This is a genomic window from Bacillus sp. AFS002410, assembly GCF_002556365.1.
In the GTDB taxonomy this organism is placed as follows: Bacteria; Bacillota; Bacilli; order Bacillales; family Bacillaceae_G; genus Gottfriedia.
This window is the reverse complement of sequence record NZ_NUEU01000028.1, coordinates 49668-67784: the sequence shown is the minus strand read 5'-3', so window position 1 is coordinate 67784 and position 18117 is coordinate 49668. Positions and strand designations below refer to the sequence as shown.

Annotated in this window: 19 protein-coding genes and 1 riboswitch; of the genes, 16 read left to right on the top strand and 3 right to left on the bottom strand. The window is 32.7% G+C overall.

Annotated elements, in window-relative coordinates; translation table 11 throughout:
• Nucleotides 1-131 precede the first annotated feature (131 nt).
• From CN692_RS16600 to CN692_RS16575, 6 genes are all read left to right on the top strand, one after another.
• A complete protein-coding gene (locus tag CN692_RS16600) occupies nt 132-503 on the top strand; it encodes a winged helix-turn-helix transcriptional regulator (RefSeq protein WP_098120285.1) in 372 nt (123 codons plus the stop codon).
• A 252-nt stretch (nt 504-755) separates the two neighbouring features.
• On the top strand, nt 756-1463 hold the full coding sequence (locus CN692_RS16595) for a hypothetical protein (protein ID WP_098120284.1): 708 nt from the start codon (nt 756-758) through the stop codon (nt 1461-1463).
• Between the two features lie 117 nt (nt 1464-1580).
• Entirely contained in the window at nt 1581-2051 is a 471-nt protein-coding gene (locus CN692_RS16590; RefSeq protein WP_098120283.1) for an acyl-CoA thioesterase, read from the top strand.
• 401 nt (nt 2052-2452) lie between these two features.
• Nucleotides 2453-4369, top strand: a complete 1917-nt coding sequence (thrS, locus tag CN692_RS16585; RefSeq protein ID WP_098120282.1) for a threonine--tRNA ligase — start codon at nt 2453-2455, stop codon at nt 4367-4369.
• Nucleotides 4370-4591: 222 nt separating this feature from the next.
• Entirely contained in the window at nt 4592-6253 is a 1662-nt protein-coding gene (locus CN692_RS16580; protein WP_098120281.1) for a DUF2339 domain-containing protein, read from the top strand.
• 38 nt (nt 6254-6291) lie between these two features.
• Nucleotides 6292-6798, top strand: a complete 507-nt coding sequence (locus CN692_RS16575) for a GNAT family N-acetyltransferase (RefSeq protein ID WP_098120280.1) — start codon at nt 6292-6294, stop codon at nt 6796-6798.
• Between the two features lie 301 nt (nt 6799-7099).
• Here CN692_RS16575 and hmpA read toward each other — a convergent pair whose 3' ends face one another.
• Nucleotides 7100-8344 carry an NO-inducible flavohemoprotein gene (gene hmpA / locus CN692_RS16570; RefSeq protein ID WP_098120279.1) on the bottom strand — a complete coding sequence of 415 codons (1245 nt, stop codon included), beginning with the start codon at nt 8342-8344 and terminating at the stop codon, nt 7100-7102.
• 185 nt (nt 8345-8529) lie between these two features.
• Here hmpA and CN692_RS16565 point away from each other — a divergent pair, with 185 nt between their 5' ends.
• Complete coding sequence (locus CN692_RS16565; protein ID WP_098120278.1) at nt 8530-8973, top strand: RrF2 family transcriptional regulator; 444 nt, start codon at nt 8530-8532, stop codon at nt 8971-8973.
• 99 nt (nt 8974-9072) lie between these two features.
• Here the strand turns inward: CN692_RS16565 and racE are convergent, their stop codons facing one another.
• Complete coding sequence (gene racE / locus CN692_RS16560; protein ID WP_098120277.1) at nt 9073-9864, bottom strand: glutamate racemase; 792 nt, start codon at nt 9862-9864, stop codon at nt 9073-9075.
• Nucleotides 9865-10092: 228 nt separating this feature from the next.
• A riboswitch (TPP riboswitch) is annotated at nt 10093-10202 on the top strand.
• Nucleotides 10203-10290: 88 nt separating this feature from the next.
• Between racE and CN692_RS16555 the strand changes: the two genes are divergently transcribed.
• From CN692_RS16555 to CN692_RS16535, 5 genes are read left to right on the top strand one after another with little or no spacing between them, the layout of a single operon-like run.
• Nucleotides 10291-11280, top strand: a complete 990-nt coding sequence (locus CN692_RS16555) for an ABC transporter substrate-binding protein (protein WP_098120276.1) — start codon at nt 10291-10293, stop codon at nt 11278-11280.
• 12 nt (nt 11281-11292) lie between these two features.
• On the top strand, nt 11293-11583 hold the full coding sequence (locus tag CN692_RS16550; protein ID WP_098120275.1) for a thiamine-binding protein: 291 nt from the start codon (nt 11293-11295) through the stop codon (nt 11581-11583).
• Nucleotides 11583-12350 (top strand): ABC transporter permease, encoded by a 768-nt coding sequence (locus CN692_RS16545; protein WP_098120274.1) that lies wholly within the window; start codon nt 11583-11585, stop codon nt 12348-12350. Before CN692_RS16550 ends, CN692_RS16545 begins: the two co-directional genes overlap by 1 nt.
• Nucleotides 12347-13081 (top strand): ABC transporter ATP-binding protein, encoded by a 735-nt coding sequence (locus tag CN692_RS16540; protein ID WP_098120273.1) that lies wholly within the window; start codon nt 12347-12349, stop codon nt 13079-13081. The genes CN692_RS16545 and CN692_RS16540 overlap by 4 nt, the downstream gene beginning before the upstream one ends.
• Before the next feature lie 4 nt (nt 13082-13085).
• On the top strand, nt 13086-13859 hold the full coding sequence (locus CN692_RS16535; protein WP_098120272.1) for a TatD family hydrolase: 774 nt from the start codon (nt 13086-13088) through the stop codon (nt 13857-13859).
• Between the two features lie 557 nt (nt 13860-14416).
• Here the strand turns inward: CN692_RS16535 and CN692_RS16530 are convergent.
• Nucleotides 14417-14641: a helix-turn-helix domain-containing protein gene (locus tag CN692_RS16530; protein ID WP_056472461.1), complete on the bottom strand. Its 225-nt coding sequence runs from the start codon at nt 14639-14641 to the stop codon at nt 14417-14419.
• Between the two features lie 200 nt (nt 14642-14841).
• On the opposite strand from CN692_RS16530, the gene CN692_RS16525 reads away from it, so the two are divergent.
• The 4 genes from CN692_RS16525 to CN692_RS16510 all read left to right on the top strand — a co-directional run bounded on the left by CN692_RS16525 (nt 14842) and on the right by CN692_RS16510 (nt 18021).
• Nucleotides 14842-15885, top strand: coding sequence for a GerMN domain-containing protein (locus tag CN692_RS16525; RefSeq protein WP_098120271.1), 1044 nt, complete (start codon nt 14842-14844; stop codon nt 15883-15885).
• Nucleotides 15886-16132: 247 nt separating this feature from the next.
• Nucleotides 16133-16876 carry a ribonuclease PH gene (gene rph, locus CN692_RS16520; protein ID WP_098120270.1) on the top strand — a complete coding sequence of 248 codons (744 nt, stop codon included), beginning with the start codon at nt 16133-16135 and terminating at the stop codon, nt 16874-16876.
• 21 nt (nt 16877-16897) lie between these two features.
• Nucleotides 16898-17518 (top strand): XTP/dITP diphosphatase, encoded by a 621-nt coding sequence (locus CN692_RS16515; RefSeq protein WP_098120269.1) that lies wholly within the window; start codon nt 16898-16900, stop codon nt 17516-17518.
• Nucleotides 17518-18021 carry a YfcE family phosphodiesterase gene (locus CN692_RS16510; protein WP_098120268.1) on the top strand — a complete coding sequence of 168 codons (504 nt, stop codon included), beginning with the start codon at nt 17518-17520 and terminating at the stop codon, nt 18019-18021. The genes CN692_RS16515 and CN692_RS16510 overlap by 1 nt, the downstream gene beginning before the upstream one ends.
• Nucleotides 18022-18117 lie beyond the last annotated feature (96 nt).

The window sequence follows — 18117 nt, the reverse complement described above, 5'->3', positions numbered from 1 at the left end:
ACCACTAAAGCTATAATAATACCTAGTTTATATTTTTGAAAGAAGGCACAATAAGTAAACATAGTCACCTTTGTGAAACCATGCGGTATAAGTGACTTTCATACACATTTCTATAGAGGAGAGATTAGGATATGAATAATAATTGTGCGGGAGACATTGAGGTTGCACTAGATATCATAGTAGGTAAATGGAAGCCAGTTATCCTATTTCACCTTATGATCAACGAAAAATTACGCTTTAGTGAACTTCAACGGGCTATTCCAGAAATCACTAAAAAAATGTTAACTTCTCAATTAAGAGAATTAGAATATCATGACATCATCAATCGTAGAGTGTATCAACAAGTGCCTCCAAAGGTTGAATACTCAATGACTGAATACGGTCAGGGTTTAATACCAGTGTTGGTATCTATGAGAAATTGGGGATTGAAACATCTTGAACATCTATACGAATTATATGGAGAAAATCATAAACTAAAGGATTTTAAAAAAAGCAGTAACTAAACAACTTGATGAGATTAAACTAATTCGAGTAAGGTTTGTAACAAAAAAAAGAAACTCTAAGGCTGTCTAAACTGACAGCCCCTTTTTTTGTTTAAAAATCAACATTTTAAATTAATAGAGCCTTTGCTCTAAAAATAGTTCTAATAAACTCCATTTCGAAATCATATCAATAGTTAAAAGGCAGGTATAAGAATCTTAAGATTTTTTCCTATTCCTTCTTTAGGACTGTTCTCTTTTGTGGAGGTGAATTAAGTGCAACCTAATCAAGTAACTTTTGAAACGAAGTGTTACGAAAAAGATTGGAGAATACTTCTAAAAACGGATCGGTTAGAAAAGATGATTGATTATAATCAATTTCAATTTAAAGAAAAAATACTTTATATAAATAATGTTGAAAATGTAAATGAAGTTAGTAGGTATGCGGACATACTTGTTGCAAGAGATGTTTTAACATCTTATGTAGTCGTTGAAGATTTTTCAAGAGAGGCTCTAAATTTTTTTGAGATTGATAAGGATAGCTTTAAAGGAGGTTATTATTATTCAATCTCTGAACTAGTCAGTATTTATCTTTGCAATACAGAATATTTGTTGCACTTTTCTAGTGATTCAATTTTAGAAAGGCCATTTAATTGGATTGAATCATCTATTTTAAAATTTCAAGCGGATGAGAGAATTAAAGTGGCGAATCCTATTTGGAATGGAAATATAATTGAAGCGATACAGGAATCAATCGATGAAGATGTAAATTTTTATATCGGTCACGGTTTTTCAGATCAATGTTACTTTATTAGGACGAAGGATTTTAAAAATAAAATTTATAACGAAAAAAATGCCGTTTCCGAAAGATATCCAATTTATGGTGGGGAACTTTTTGAGAAAAGGGTAGATGCTTGGATGCGAAACAATCATTTTAAACGAATTACGTATAAATATGGAAATTATATCCACCAAAATTTTTAAGATAGTTGTAAGAGGGGATAAGAATTCATCTTAACCCTGCCCCCCTAAATATTGAATGAATATTCATTCTTTTAAATCGGATAGTGTTATAATATAGAAAGTTAGGGGGCGGACAGCATGGGGAAAATGGATTACGTTTCAAATTTAAAAGAATGGCAATCTGAATTTACTTTTAATATTACAATAACAGTTCGATTTAGTGAGACGGATCTGTTTGGACATATGAATAATACAGTGCCGTTTGTTTATTTTGAAGAAGCACGTATAGAATATTTGAAGTACTTAGGACTTATGCAAGAATGGGTGGCAAATCATAGTGAGATTATACCAGTTGTTGCTGACTTACAATGTGATTTCTTACAACAAGTATTTTTTGGTGAAAAAATAGATGTATATGTAAAAATTGCTAACGTTGGAAACTCATCTATTGATCTCCACTATATGGGAATTAATTCTAATGGTGAAATTTGTTTTACTGGTCGAAATGCTTTAGTAAATATAAATCGTCATACAGGACGAAGTGAAAAATGGAAGAATGACTGGAAAGAAAAATTTTTAAGTGAATTAAAAAATCCTGTTAGTGTTTAAACTAAGTGAATTTATCACATACTGTTTAAAGATGGCATACGATGATAAAACAATTAAATTAATTTGAGTACTTGAAGTATTTAAAGACATTCTATATAATACTTTTATAAGAATAAGGATAAGCAATGATCAAGGACATGAGCGTTCAAGACGATAGTAAGAGAGGAATTCATTTGGTGCGAGAATTCTCTATACGTTGAATGACTTACCACCTTGTAGCTATAGTGGGGAACGTAATTTTATTACAAGTAACTACTATCGGTGTAGACCGTTAAAACGTTGAGATTTTGTATACTTATTTTTGTGTACATTAAATTAGGGTGGAACCACGAGCACATTCGTCCCTACGAGTGTGCTCTTTTTTTATTGTCAAAATTAATATGAAAAAGGAGTGAACTTAAATGATTTCAATTAAATTACCAGATGGATCAATTCGCGAGGTGGAACAAAATACAACAGTTGAAGATTTCGCGGGTTCAATCTCCATTAGCTTAAAGAAAAAAGCACTTGGTGGAAAAATTAATGGAAAATTAGTTGATTTAAATACAGCTATTACTGAAGACTGCGAAGTTCAAATCATTACACAAGATGATCAAGATGGCGTAGAAATGATGCGTCATAGTTCAGCGCATATTTTAGCTCAAGCAGTAAAACGTTTATACAAAGATCAAAAAGCTGCATTTGGCGTTGGTCCTGTAACTGCAGATGGTTTCTATTATGATATTGATCTGCCGGTTTCAATTAAAGTAGAAGATCTACCGAAAATTGAAAAAGAAATGGAAAAAATTATTAAAGAAAATTTACCAATTACTCGTTCAGAAGTTAGCCGTGAAGAAGCGATTAAATTCTTTACTGAGTTAGATGATGAATTTAAATTAGAGTTAATCCGTGATTTACCTGAAGATGCTGTTATTTCAATGTATACTCAAGGTGAATTCGTAGACCTTTGCCGTGGACCACATGTTCCAACAACTGGCCGTGTAAAAGCAATTAAGTTATTATCAGTTGCTGGTGCGTATTGGAGAGGCGATGCTAATAATAAAATGCTACAACGAGTTTATGGTACTGCTTTCCCAAGCAAGAAAGAATTAGAAGAGCATTTACATTTATTAGAAGAAGCTAAAAAACGTGATCACCGTAAATTAGGTAAAGAGCTTGAATTATTCATGTTCTCTGAAGAAGCACCTGGTATGCCATTCTTCTTACCAAAAGGTACAATTATCCGTAATGAATTAGAGCAATATGAGCGCGGATTACAAACTTCAAAAGATTATAAAGAAGTTCGTACACCGTTCATTATGAATCAAAGATTATGGGAGCAATCAGGTCACTGGCACCACTATCATGAAAATATGTACTTTACTGAAGTAGATGAAACTAAGTTTGCGTTAAAACCGATGAACTGCCCAGGTCATATGTTAGTTTATAAAAATAAATTACATTCTTACCGTGATCTACCAGTTCGTATGTGTGAAAACGGTCAAGTTCACCGCCATGAATATTCTGGTGCTTTAAATGGTATGATGCGTGTTCGTACTTTCACTCAAGATGATGCACATATCTTCTGTCGTCCAGACCAAATTGAAGGCGAAATTATTGAAGTAATTAACTTAATTAAAGAAATTTATGGCGTATTCGGATTCACTTACAAAGTAGAATTATCAACTCGTCCAGAAGATTCAATGGGATCAGAAGAGTTATGGAACTCAGCAGAGCAAGCTTTAGAAAATGTTCTAAAATCTGAGAACTTAGACTTTAAATTAAACCCAGGCGATGGTGCATTCTATGGTCCGAAAATCGACTTCCATATTCAAGATGCATTAAAGCGTAGCTGGCAATGTGCTACAATTCAGTTAGATTTCCAAATGCCTGAGAAATTTGATTTAACTTATGTTAATGAAGATAACCAAAAAGAACGTCCAGTTGTTATCCACCGTGCAATCTATGGTTCAATTGACCGTTTCCTAGGAATCTTAACTGAGCATTTTGCTGGAGCATTCCCATTATGGTTAGCACCAGTTCAAGTAGCTGTATTACCAATTTCAAGTGTACACAATGAATATGCACAAAAACTTGCTGATCAATTAAAAGCTGCAGGTATCCGTGTAGAAGCTGACTTACGTGGTGAAAAAATTGGATACAAAATCCGTGAAGCACAACTTCAAAAACTACCATATATGTTAGTAGTTGGTGATCAAGAAGTTGAAAACAATGCAGTAGCTATTCGCAAACGTGGCGAAGGAGATATTGGTACTCAATCATTTGAAAGCTTCTTAGAAATGGTTAAGCAACAAAAACTAGAAAGAATTATGTTTTAATTCACTAAATCCTCTATTTTTATAATAGAGGATTTTTTTTCATGTCCGATAATAAGTATGAGATTGAGTAAGTCATCTTATTTTCTGGGAAATATGACGAAATTTGCAAAATTAGGATTTTTTAATAGGATTTGTTTTAAAAATATTGAACTTATATGATGTATGTCTTTTAAGTTATTTAGTTGAAATTAAATTCATAATTATGATAAGAGGTGGTGCGCAGTGGATAACTCGAATCAAGATCTACAAACAAAAGTAGAAAAACTTGAAGAAGAAGTTAAAGAAATGAAGAAACAAATTGAATTTCTCTTACATTCAAAAGAATCTTCAAATATGGCTAAACAAGTAAATCAACATAAAGTAAGTAGTCCTAAAACACAAAAATCACCGGTATATAAGCAGCCTGAAAAAAGAGTCGAAATTGAACAGGTTGATTACGAGGCACTTATTTTTCAAAAATGGTTACCAAGATTTTTTATCTTTATTTTTATTCTTGGGGTAATGTGGGGATTTAAGGCAGCATCGGATTATGGTGTTTTAAATAAGTACGCTAAAGTTGGAATAGGATTTATTATTGCAATCGCTTTATACTGGTATGGAAATAGACAAATGATTAAAAAACGTGTAACACTTGGTCAATCGTTAATAGGTGGTGTATTGCCAGTACTGTTTTTAACGACGTTTGCTATGCATCATTTATATCAAATGATTGGTTCAACACTAGCATTAACATTATTAATTGTTTGGGTAGGCGTTGGGTTTTATTCAATGGATAAATACAAATCAGAAGTAATTGGAATGATCAGTATATTAGGGGCTGTATTCGTACCTTACTTAGTTAAAAGTAGTTCACCAAACTATTTATTTTTTTCAATCTACGAAACAGCAATTTATTTATGCTTCATGTTTTATGCGACAGTTAAGAAGTATAAATTTATCTATTTGTCATCGGTTATTTTACTACATTTATCTTACTTAATTGTGGCTCTATTTAATTTGAGTATGAATGGTTTTAATTATTTCGCAATTAGTATAATCGTACAACATATTAGTTTGCTAGTTTTATTGTTACTATCTAAGGTTTCAATTAGAAAACAAATATTAATACTTCACACTAGTTTTATTTTAACAATAGGATGGGTTTTTAGCGCTTATGAAGATCAGACAAGAACAACAATATTGGTTTTATTTTGTGTAGCATATTTATTGTTAAGTATTTTATATAAGAAGAAATCAGATCTTTTCTTTGCATTTTCAACGAATTTTGTTTTAGCTTTTGCATTCTTTTGTTTAGACAGCATATCAGGTGATTTATTAGAGATGGTATTAATTATTCAGGCATTACTCACTTATTTATTCTATATAAGGTATCGTGATTTGCTTAAGTTAATCATAGCTGGCATGACGTTCATACCGGTAGGAATATCTATTTTAACCGTTCCAATCGAATCTTTATGGTCATTTGAAACAATGAATTGGTTTGTATTAATCATTGCCCTTATTGCGATTGTCATTTTGACTTATAAGAATGGAGAAGAAAAGCAGTCTACTTTAATAAGTGGTTCATTAGTAATTACAATTATTCTCATTGCATTTGTAACTCAGATTATACAAATAATTATGCTAAATCAGTCTGATAATACAATTCGGCTATCAATTAATATAAGTTGGATCTTGCTTTCGATAGTAGCTATGATTCTAGGAAACCTTAAAAAGTTTAAAGTGTGGACTTATATTGGTTTAGGTTTATTATTACTCACATTAGGGAAACTTGTTTTAATAGATTTACCAAATATTACATTATTAGTAAGAGCTGGTTTATTTATTTTGCTTGGTCTAATTGGATTAGTAATTTCTAGGGTATTTTTTAAAGGAAAGCAGTAGTCCGTAATCAATAAAATCAAGTAAACAGGAGTAATTCAATGTTAATCACTGAAACTAAAAATTTAATATTAATGACCTTTACAGCAGACGCTATGGTTTCTGTTTTAAATGGTGAAAATGAATTAGAAATCGAAAAGCAGAATTATCCATTTGCCAGTGGATGGCCAATTCCGGTATATAAAAATCTATTTCCTTATAAAATTTCACGTTTTCAAACGCATCCTAAAGAAGAAGAGTATGAAGGAATGATCATCCATAAAAAAGATAATTTAATTATTGGAGACATGGGATTTAAAGGCGGTCCTGACGAAAATGGGGTAATGGAAATCGGCTATAGTATTGCGCCTAATTATCAGGGGAAAGGTTATGCTACTGAAATGGGCAAGGCTTTTTGCAAGTGGGGACTACAAAAAGCGAATGTAACAAAAATAATCGCTATTTGTTCTGTTTACAATTATGCCTCAATTAGAGTTTTAGAAAAAATGGGAATGAAAAAATTAAAAGAAGAGATTGAAAAATATTATTGGTATTTACCACGTAAATAAAATAGTAGTTTTCATTTTTGTTAAATGATTAATTTTCATAGAAGAAGGTGGGCTTATTCTTACAACAAGAAATGCACCAATCGTCTTTATGGTTATAACGAAACGTGATTTCGGTCGATTCTTTTTGTACGATATGATGATTAGTGGCTTAGTATATGGATCGCTAAAAAAATACTACTCAAGTGATTTAATCGCATTCTTTGGTAGTTTTACGATTCCTACGATTTTAAAAAGAGTTGCTATCGTGTTAGAACGCAGGTAAAAAGGGATGCTCAAGCTTTTGAGCATCCCTTTTTAAATATTAGCCTTGAGTTACTTGGCTTTTTGGTTCAGTGTCCAAGCTCATTGATGGACCAAAGAATTCATAATGAATTTGAGTATCCTTGATGCCTAATTCTTTTAAGCTTGTAATAATCGATTTTAAGAATGGTACTGGACCACATACATAATAATCTGCATTGTTTGATTTCATATTGTTTTTTAACCATTCTGTATCAATATAACCTTGCTTTTTAAAGTTGTTATTTTTAAGGTCTTCCTCAGAAGGGTTCTCGTAAACAAATGTTAAATTGTAATTTGCTAATTGTTTTTTTAATTCGTTTAGTTCATTTTCAAATGCTTGTAATTTTCCGTTTCTTGAAGCGCTAATGAAGCTAACTTGACGATTTGGTTGACTGGTTGCAATTGATTTAGCCATGCTAATTAATGGCGTAATTCCAACTCCTCCGCTAAGGAAAACAACATCTGAAGCATTTTCAGTGTTTATTGTGAAGTCTCCAGCTGGAGCAGTAAGTTCTAATGAATCACCAACATTAACTTGATTGTGTAGATAATTTGAGAATTTACCTAAAGGTTGATTTTCTTCAGCTTCTCTTTTAACTGAAATTCTAAAGTATTCTTTACCAGGCGAATCAGATAAACTATATTGTCTATTTGATAAGTACTCTTCACCTGGAATTTGTGAACGAACAGTAATATATTGTCCTGATAGGAAAGTAGGAACTGAAGATCCATCTTTAGGTTTTAAGTAGAATGATGTAATTACATCACTTTCTTCTACTTTATTGATCACTGTAAACTCTTTAAATTCTGACCAACCACCTTCTTGAGTGGCAGCTTCATTATACATTTCCTTTTCAATATCAATAAACACTTGAGCTATAATTCCATAAGCTTCGCCCCAAGCACCAAGTATTTCTTCAGTTGCAGCATCACCAAGTACTTCTTTAATTGCACCAAGTAAGTGTTGCCCAACGATTGGATAATGCTCAGCTTTAACTAAAAGACTACGGTGTTTTTGTGCTATTTGTTTTACAACAGGTATAATCGTTTCTAGTTTATCAATATTTTGAGCTGCAGCTAAAACAGTATTAGCAAGAGCGGTTTGTTGTCTACCTTTTTGCTGATTCGTATGATTGAATACGTTTAATAATTCAGGATGATTTGTAAATAAATTTTTATAGAATACGGAAGTGATTTCTGTACCTGACACTTCTAAAACAGGAACTGTTGATTTAATAATATCGATTGTTTTTTGAGAAAGCATGGTAAATCCCCCTATATACATTTTAAAGTAATATAATAAATACATCTTTATCTTAGTCCTTGATATCGGTTAAAGCAATATGTTAAATACATCTTTTTGAACTTTTTTCGAAAAATTACATAAAAGTTTAAAAAATGTTCACAATTATGCTATGATTAATCAAAATAAATTAGTGAGGACAAGTTATGCGTTTAACAACTTATTCGGATTACTCTCTTCGTGTACTAATATTTCTATCCTCTGAACCGCGTGAAAAATTAGTTAATATAAAAGACATCGCTGAAGCCTATGGTATATCTAAAAACCATTTAATGAAAATAATCTATAATTTAGGTAAGATGGGCTATATCGAGACTATACGTGGCAGAAATGGTGGAATTCGTTTAGCTAAATTGCCAGCGGAAATAAATATAGGAGAAATAATCCGTAAAACCGAAGAAGACTTTAATATTGTAGAATGTTTTGAGCATGGCGGTACTTGTGTTATTACGCCTGTTTGTTCTTTAAAACATATATTTAATAACGCATTGGATCAATTTTTACAAGTATTAGATCAATATACATTAGATGATATTGTAAAGAATAATGCGATGTTGAAAGATTATTTTTCAAGTAATACAAAAGAATAAATTTTATTAAATTGATGAGCCTTTGCAATTTAAAAATACAAAAACCAACAAATGTATACTTTGTTGGTTTTCTTTTTTATTGAGTTCAATTTAGAACTCTTATAGTTTTATATGTTTTACATTTTCCAAAGGCTCTTGGAACAAAGAGGAAGCTATTTTACTAAAAACGATTGGATCTCCAGTTGTATAAAATTCATGTATAGTGTTTTCGGAATTAGATAAAATATTTTGTTGATCGAGTATTGCACTTACTTCTAATGCAGTTTCATCGCCTGAGCTGATGAGCTGAATAGAAGGTCCCATCAACTTTTGGATGATTGGGCTTAATAAAGGGTAATGGGTACAACCTAGTATTAATGTATCAATTTTTGAATCTAATAGCGGTGAAAGAGTATTTCTAACGATTTCAAAAATTTCTGGTTTATTGTAATCGCCGTTTTCAACGATTCCGGCAAATTCTGGGCAAGCCAAGCCTTCAATTATTACTTTTTCATTAATTCGTTTTAGTGCGGAATGATAGGCTTTGCTATTAATAGTAGCGTTAGTGCCAATTACACCAATCTGATCATTTTGTGATAATTTTAGAGCAGCTCTGGCACCAGGGTGCACAACACCTATTACTGGGATTTGAAGTTTTTCTCTCATTTCACTTAATACTACTGAAGTGGCAGTATTGCAGGCGATGACTAACATTTTTATGTCTTTTTCTAAAAGAAAATTAGTCATTTCCCAAGTGAATTCCCTGATTTCCTCATATGGTCGTGATCCATATGGACATCTAGCAGTATCGCCTAGGTATACTATATCTTCCTTAGGTAATTGTCTTATAATTTGTTTGGCAACTGTTAAGCCCCCAACTCCTGAGTCTATGACTCCGATTGGTTTATTCAAAAAATCCCCTCATTTTAATCATAATTTGATGATGTAGTATATTCGATATTCAAGTAAGATTTTACTATAAGAAATGATATTTTTGTTTAATAATCTCATTTAAAGTATGAAAAAATCTTATCGTTAAATAGCTTGTATTAACAGACTATTAAAACAATTAAGCGCAAGTTAAAAATAGTTCGTAAATTCAATCATTATCTGTTATATTTATGATGAAAAGTTTATATGAGAAAAATGTGGAGGTGCCAGTGTTGCTGGCTGAGATAACATCCTTAAGATGTTGACTCTTAGAACCTGATCTGGGTGATGCCAGCGTAGGGAACAGTATCTCCTTTTAGATATGTTTTTTACAGCGCATTAACGCCCGGGTTATTATCCGGGCGTTTTCTTTTTGTATAAACCAAAAACAAAAGGGAGTATTAGTAAATGAAAAGATTAGTAGTTTTTTTAGTAGCTATTTGTTTAATGTTAACTGGGTGTGGTCAAAGTAAAACCGCGACTAGTGGAAAGGGCAAGCAATTAAAAAAGGTGACTGTCGTACTAGATTGGACACCAAATACAAATCATACGGGGCTATTTGTTGCGAAAGAAAAAGGATATTTTAAGGAACAAGGACTTGATGTAGATATTATCAGTCCAGGAGAAACAGGAGCAGATCAATTAGTTGCTTCAGGTAAAGCGGATTTTGGCGTTTCTTATCAAGAGTCAATTACACAGGCTAGAGTTCAAAATGTACCACTTGTTTCAATTGCAGCAGTTATTCAACATAATACTTCTGGTTTTGCATCGCCTGCGAAAAAAGAAATTAAGTCTCCAAAAGATTTCGTTGGTAAAACATATGGTGGATGGGGTTCACCGGTTGAAAAAGCCGTTTTAAAATCACTTATGTCAGAAGAACATGCGAATGTTAATAAGTTAAATATCGTTAATATGGGCGATGCTGATTTCTTTACAGCTGTAAAAAGAGATATCGACTTTGCTTGGATTTATCAAGGATGGACAGGTATTGAAGCTGAGCTTCGTGGAGAGAAGTTAAATATGATTTATTTAACAGATTATAGTAAAAAACTAGATTACTATACGCCAGTATTAGCTACAAACGAAAAAATGATTAGTAAAAACCCAAAAGTAGTAAAAGCGTTTGTTGCCGCTGCATCCAAAGGATATAACTTTGCGATTGATAACCCGAAGGAAGCTGCAGCGATTTTACTTAAAGATAATCCAGATCTAGATAAAAAATTAGTAGAAAAAAGCCAAGAGTGGTTAGCATCTAAATATAAAGACGATGCAAATCGTTGGGGTGAGCAAAAGTTAACGGTTTGGAAAAACTATGCAGATTTTTTAGCTGAAAATAAATTATTAGAAGGTAAATTTAAGCCAGAAGAAGCTTTTACAAATGAATTCTTACCAAAATAAGGAGGAGTAAAAATGAAAACTACATTAATGAGTGTTCAAATAATACCAAAAACAAATAATATTGAGGATGTCATTCCTGCAGTTGATGAAGCGATTAAGATTATTGATGAATCAGGTGTGAAATATCAAGTACAACCATTGGAAACAACAATGGAAGGTGATTTGAATGAATTATTACAAGTTGTTCAAAAAATGAATGAAAGAATGATCGAAATAGGTTGCCACAATGTTATAACTCAAATGAAAATCCTTTATCAACCACAAGGGATTACAATGGATGTGTTAACGGAGAAGTACCGTTAATGAAACGAAAAAATATGAAAGGATGGCAGCCATTTGTTGTCATCCTGCTTTTTTTAATCTGTTGGCAGCTCAGTATTAAAATTTGGAAAATAGAGCCTTGGCTATTGCCAGGACCAATTGCAATCTTTAAAGAAGGAATTCATTCTTTGGATTCTTTACTTCCACATATAACTTCTACAATTCAATTAACGATTATCGGATTGTTAATAGGGAGCTTACTAGGACTTTTAATAGCGTTTCTATTGCATTTAATACCAGGTGTAAAAAAAGCTTTTTATCCATTATTAATTCTTTCGCAAAATGTACCAATTATTGTATTGGCACCACTTTTAATTATTTGGTTCGGTTTTGGAGTACTACCAAAATTAATCATCATTTCACTTGTGTGTTTTTTCCCCATAACTGTTTCAGCATTGGATGGATTTCGACAAACACCAAGTGAGTTAATAAATTATATGAAAATGGCAGGAGCATCCAAAGCACAGATTTTTTGGAAAGTTGAATTTCCGTTTTCTCTACCTTCAATCTTTTCAGGCTTAAAGATTTCAGCTACCTATAGTGTAATGGGAGCAGTAATATCAGAATGGCTTGGAGCAAAATCAGGAATTGGAGTATATATGACTCTAGCTTCATCGTCATTTAGAACAGATCGAGTATTTGTTTCCATTTTTGTCATTATGTTTTTAAGTATGCTGTTCTTCTTCCTTATTGTAATGATTGAGCGATTTACTGTTAAATGGAAAATTAAAGGAGAGAAACAGAAATGACATTACAAGTGGAACAGCTATCAAAGGGTTATGGTAGTAATCAACAAGTACTAGACAATATTTCTCTTTATGTAAATGAAGGAGAATTTGTATCGATTTTAGGTCCATCTGGTAGTGGGAAAAGTACATTGTTCCATCTAATAGGTGGTTTATTAAAACCTGATTCTGGAGAAATAAAGTTAAATGGATCAATCATAAATGGTGAGCTTGGTCACATTAGTTTTATGCCACAGGATCATGCGCTTCTACCTTGGAGAACGGTATTGAAAAATATTGTTTTGTCGCAGGAATTAAAGCATAAACCTGACGAAACGTTAGCGAGAGATTGGCTTAAAAAGACAGGGTTAGAAAACTATGAAAATGCTTACCCTCATGAACTATCTGGTGGGATGAAACAAAGAGTTTCATTTTTAAGATCATTACTGGCACCGCAATCATTTATGTGTATGGACGAGCCTTTTTCAGCCTTAGATGAGTTTACTAGACTTGAAATGCAACAATGGCTTTTATCCATTTGGGAAAAGCAACGACGATCTATTTTATTAGTTACCCATAATATTGATGAAGCGCTGTTATTGTCTGATCGGATTTATATATTTTCTGACAAGCCCGCCAAAATCAAAGAAGAAATCATTGTGCCATTTCCAAGACCACGAAAAAAAGAATTATTATTAAGTGACGAATTTACGGCGTGGAAAAGAAAAATCTATTTGGCTTTAGAGAAGGAGTAGTACGATGAAAATGATAGATGCTCATATTCATTTAGATTCTTATGATGCTAGTCAAAGAGAAGAAATAGTAAATAGTACGGAAAGTCACGGAATCGAAGCAATCATTTCAGTTTCAATGGACTTAAAATCTAGTAAGAAAAATTTAGATTTTAAAAAACAAAATAATAATGTCTATCCAGCATTCGGATTTCATCCTGAACAACAGCTCCCTTCTGATAATGAGGTTGAAGAATTGATCGAATGGATGAAAGAACATCAGCATGAAATGGTCGCGATCGGGGAAGTTGGATTACCTTATTATAAGAATTTAGAAGAACTAATTGACTATGATCCTTATATTCAATTACTAGAAAAATTTATCTCACTTGCAAACGAGTTAAATAAGCCGATTGTATTACATGCAGTATACGAAGACGCCGAAATCGTATGTAATTTATTAGAAAAATATTTTATTCAAAAAGCTCATTTTCACTGGTTCAAGGGTGACGATCTTACAATTAGTCGGATGATAAAAAATGGGTATTTTATCTCAATTACACCAGATGTATTATATGAGAAAGAAATACAAGATCTAGTAAATAAGTATCCGATCGAGTTGATGATGGTTGAAACAGATGGACCGTGGCCATTTGAAGGACCTTTTGAAAATGAGTGGACACATCCTAAATTTATGCATCAATCGATTGAAAAGATTGCAGAGTTGAAAAATTTAGATTTAATAAGTGTTTATAAAATTTTGTATGAAAATACTAGAAGGTTTTATGGAATAGAAATTTAGGCAAATATTGATCGCATGAAAGAGGTTGTCTCATAAGTGTTCTTATGGGGCAACCTTTTTTATTTAGGTGAGCGGCGAGCAGTGTTTGTCCATTTTTATAAGAGTATGTGCTTTAACATAATAATAGAAAAACACGAACACTATGTGAACTATATTGATAAAGCTGTGAACTCGGTTGATATATTGCTGTTTCTCGTTGATATTTAGTAATTTCTCGTAGATATATTACAAAAACAGGTTGATATATTGCGATTTGATCGTCAAACCGAGCCATAATCACTAAAAACCACTCAAAACTTGGGAGTATAATGAACGAGAGATGAAAAAAGACAAAATAAATCCCCCTCTAGTAGTAAATCTATCCTGTTTTTAAGATAGGCTTTTTAAACTACTATAAGCAGGGATATAAATGTAAGCTTTTTATTTTAAGATAATCAGATATTTTACGAGCAAGAAAATAGTGAAATGTAAACATTAATTTCAATGTAAATACCAAAACCGGCATGTCGGTTAGAATGCCGGCAGTATGTTGGTTTGTAGAAGAATTCTACAAGTAACTACAGTTCAAGCTCTCCCATACGAAGAAGCTCAATAACTGCTTGTGATCGCCCCTTAACCCCAAGCTTCTGCATTGCATTTGAAATATGATTTCTCACAGTTTTTTCACTTATAAAAAGTTCTTCAGCAATTTCTCTTGTAGTCTTATCTTGAACAAGAAGCTCGAATACTTCTTTTTCACGCTTTGTGAGTGTGTGCTTTGTTTGATAGTCTCTATCCTTCAACTGTGCTAACCCTCCTTGCTTGACCGAGCTGTTCTTCGGATGGGTATTCATTTAGTCTTTTTATCATATGAACGATGTGCGTATTAGGTGAATATTTCCAGTAAATTTAGAACTAGATTTAAATTATTTATTTTTTTCTTTTTAGCTTGTTCTAAAAAATGTACATGCTCGTATAAATAATAAAAAAGCGTGGGGGGAGTATGGTGATGAAAAAAAGATTGTTAGTAACAGCTGCTGCAGTTTGTGGAATTGCGACAATGAGTGGATGTAGTTTACTTCCGACTAAATCTTCTACAGATATTGATCCGCCAAAAACTGTAGTTTATAAAAGTGATGAGCCTTCAAAACAAGTACAAGCAAAGAAAGAGGAAATGGTAAAAAGGGAATTGTATTTAATTGACCGTAATGGATATGTCGTACCGCAAACCTTCCAATTACCAAAATCTACAAGCTTGGCGAAGCAAGCGTTAGAGTATTTAGTAAAAGATGGTCCTGTTACTGATGAACTACCGAATGGCTTCCAAGCAGTTTTACCTCCTAATACGGAAGTGTTGGGGGTTACGCAAAAAGATGGAACTATTATTGCTGATTTTTCTCCGGAGTTTAAGCAATATCGTGCTGAAGATGAATTAAAAGTATTCCAAGCGGTCACTTGGACGTTAACTCAGTTTGATAATGTTACAAAAGTAAAGATTCGAGTAAATGGGAAAGAACTAGCTTCTATGCCAGTAAATAAAGCACAGATTGGCGATGGGCTGACAAGAGATGATGGGATTAATTTTGATAAAGGCAACATCGTGGATATTATGAACTCTCGCCCAGTTACTTTATACTATGTTTCTCAAGGTGAAATGGGAGACACTTATTATGTCCCTGTTACAACAAGAATTTCAAATGCTGAATCAGATTCTTATTCAGCAATAGTAAGTGAACTAATACAAGGGCCTTCAGAATATTCAAATTTAATTTCAGATTTTGGTGCAGATACGAAATTAGTCAGTCAACCTGTCTTTAAAGGTGGCAAGCTAGTGCTTAACTTTAACGAAGGAATCTATGGCAATATTGCAAAAAGTATGATCAATAATGACGTATTACAGCCACTCGTTCTTTCTTTAACAGAGCAAAAAGGAGTTAAATCCATTGAGATTCAAATTAATGGCAAGCTAACTGCTTTAGACCAACAAGGCAAACCATTAAGCCAACCAGTATCTAGACCTAAAGACGTAAATACGAAAAAACTATAAAGCAAAAGAGATCAGTTAATAGGATTTGGTGAATAAGCAAAAGACAGTTTTTTACTGCCCATTGCATATTCCTTATTCCTTTACGAATTATTTACCTGCATTTAAAGCCTTGAACATTTTGTTCAAGGTTTTTTCACATTAAGCGAGTTTTCTTTACATTTATCTTATTAATTACATTTAATTAGTAGAAATGAAATCGTATTTTTGTCTATACTAGTAATTGGAAGATTTTGTAGGAGGAACAAACATGACAAGAACAGATGGAAGATTAAATAATGAACTAAGACCAATTGAGATTATTACTCATTATACGAAGCATGCTGAAGGCTCTGTGCTTATTTGCGTTGGTGATACAAAAGTAATTTGTAATGCTACTGTTGAGGACCGTGTACCTCCATTTTTAAGAAATAGTGGAAAAGGTTGGATTTCAGCGGAATATTCTATGTTACCTAGGGCTACGCAAGACCGTACAATTCGCGAGTCATCTAAAGGAAAAGTTACTGGTCGTACGATGGAAATTCAACGTTTAATCGGTAGAGCTTTAAGAGCGGTAGTTGATTTAGAAGCACTTGGTGAAAAGACAATTTGGATTGATTGTGATGTTATACAAGCAGATGGAGGAACTAGAACTGCTTCTATTACTGGAGCGTTTGTTGCAATGATGCTTGCCTTTGATAAATTAGTTAAAATGGATAAATTAAAATCTTATCCAGTAAAAGATTATTTGGCGGCAACTTCTGTTGGTATTTTAGAAGAAGTTGGACCAGTACTAGATTTGTATTATGTAGAAGATTCAGCTGCAAGTGTCGATATGAATATTATAATGACTGGGAAAGGTCAGTTTGTTGAATTACAAGGTACTGGTGAAGAAGCGACTTTTTCTAGAGAAGAATTAAATGAATTACTATCATTAGGGGAGTTAGGTGTTAATTCTCTAATTGAAAAACAAAAAGAAGTATTATTACAAGAAGGCATTAAGTTCCAATCATAATTTCGAGGAGAGACTTTAAGGATGGATACGATCATTATTGCGACTAATAACAAGGGTAAGGTGAAGGACTTTGAAGCTCTTTTTAACCCAATGGGATTTCAAATTAAATCTTTAAAAGACTTTCCTGGAATTCAAGAAGTTGAGGAGACAGGAACTACATTTGAAGAGAATGCGATTTTAAAAGCTGAGTATTTAGCTAATGAGTTAAAAACACCTGTTATTGCGGATGACTCTGGTTTAATAGTTGATGCACTTGAAGGTAGACCTGGTGTTTATTCTGCTCGATATGCTGGATTACATAAGAGTGATGAAGATAACTTACAAAAAGTAGTAAGCGAGCTAAATGGAGTTTTCCCTGGTAAAAGAACTGCGCGATTTTATTGTGCCTTAGCTTTAGCGGTTCCTGGTAAAGAAACAATCACTGTAAATGGAACAGTTGAGGGGTATATTGCCAATGAAAAAAGAGGAACAAACGGTTTTGGCTACGATCCGATATTCTTTTTGCCCGAATTAGATAAAACAATGGCTGAATTAACAACAGAGGAAAAAGGTGGCTTAAGCCATCGAGCAAATGCAATTAAATCATTAATGAATGTGATAAATAATGAAGGTAAAGAATTTTTATTTAGAGGAACAAATTAATGAAAGTATTAATTGTAAGTGACAGTCACGGATTGACGAAACCGTTGCAAGAAATCGCTGACCAATATCGAGACAGTGTAGATTTAATGATCCACTGTGGAGATTCGGAATTAGAGTTAAATGCTAAAGAATTAAAAGATTACAATGTAGTTCGAGGTAATTGTGATTTTCGAGGAGAATTCCCTGAAGAATTTATTCATCATGGAAATGAACATACAATCTTTGCTACTCATGGCCATTTACATGAAATAAAGCAGTCATTACAAAAGCTATATTATCGTTGTAAAGAAGTTGGAGCGACAATCGCATGTTTCGGTCATTCACATGTATTAGGAGCCGAGGTAATTGAAGGGGTACTTTTTATCAATCCTGGTAGTATTCTTTTACCTAGAATGAGGAAAGAAAAGACATATGCAATTCTTGAAACAATAGATAAGAAAGTAAATGTTACGTTTTATAATACTGACGGCACGGAACTTATCACTACTTCGTTTGAAATATAATAAAAAATGGAGGTTAGTAGCTATTAGCTGCTAACCTTATTTAAAAGCGAAAAATTTGTAAGTACTAAAAGCCATATAGCCTTAATAAAATAAGGT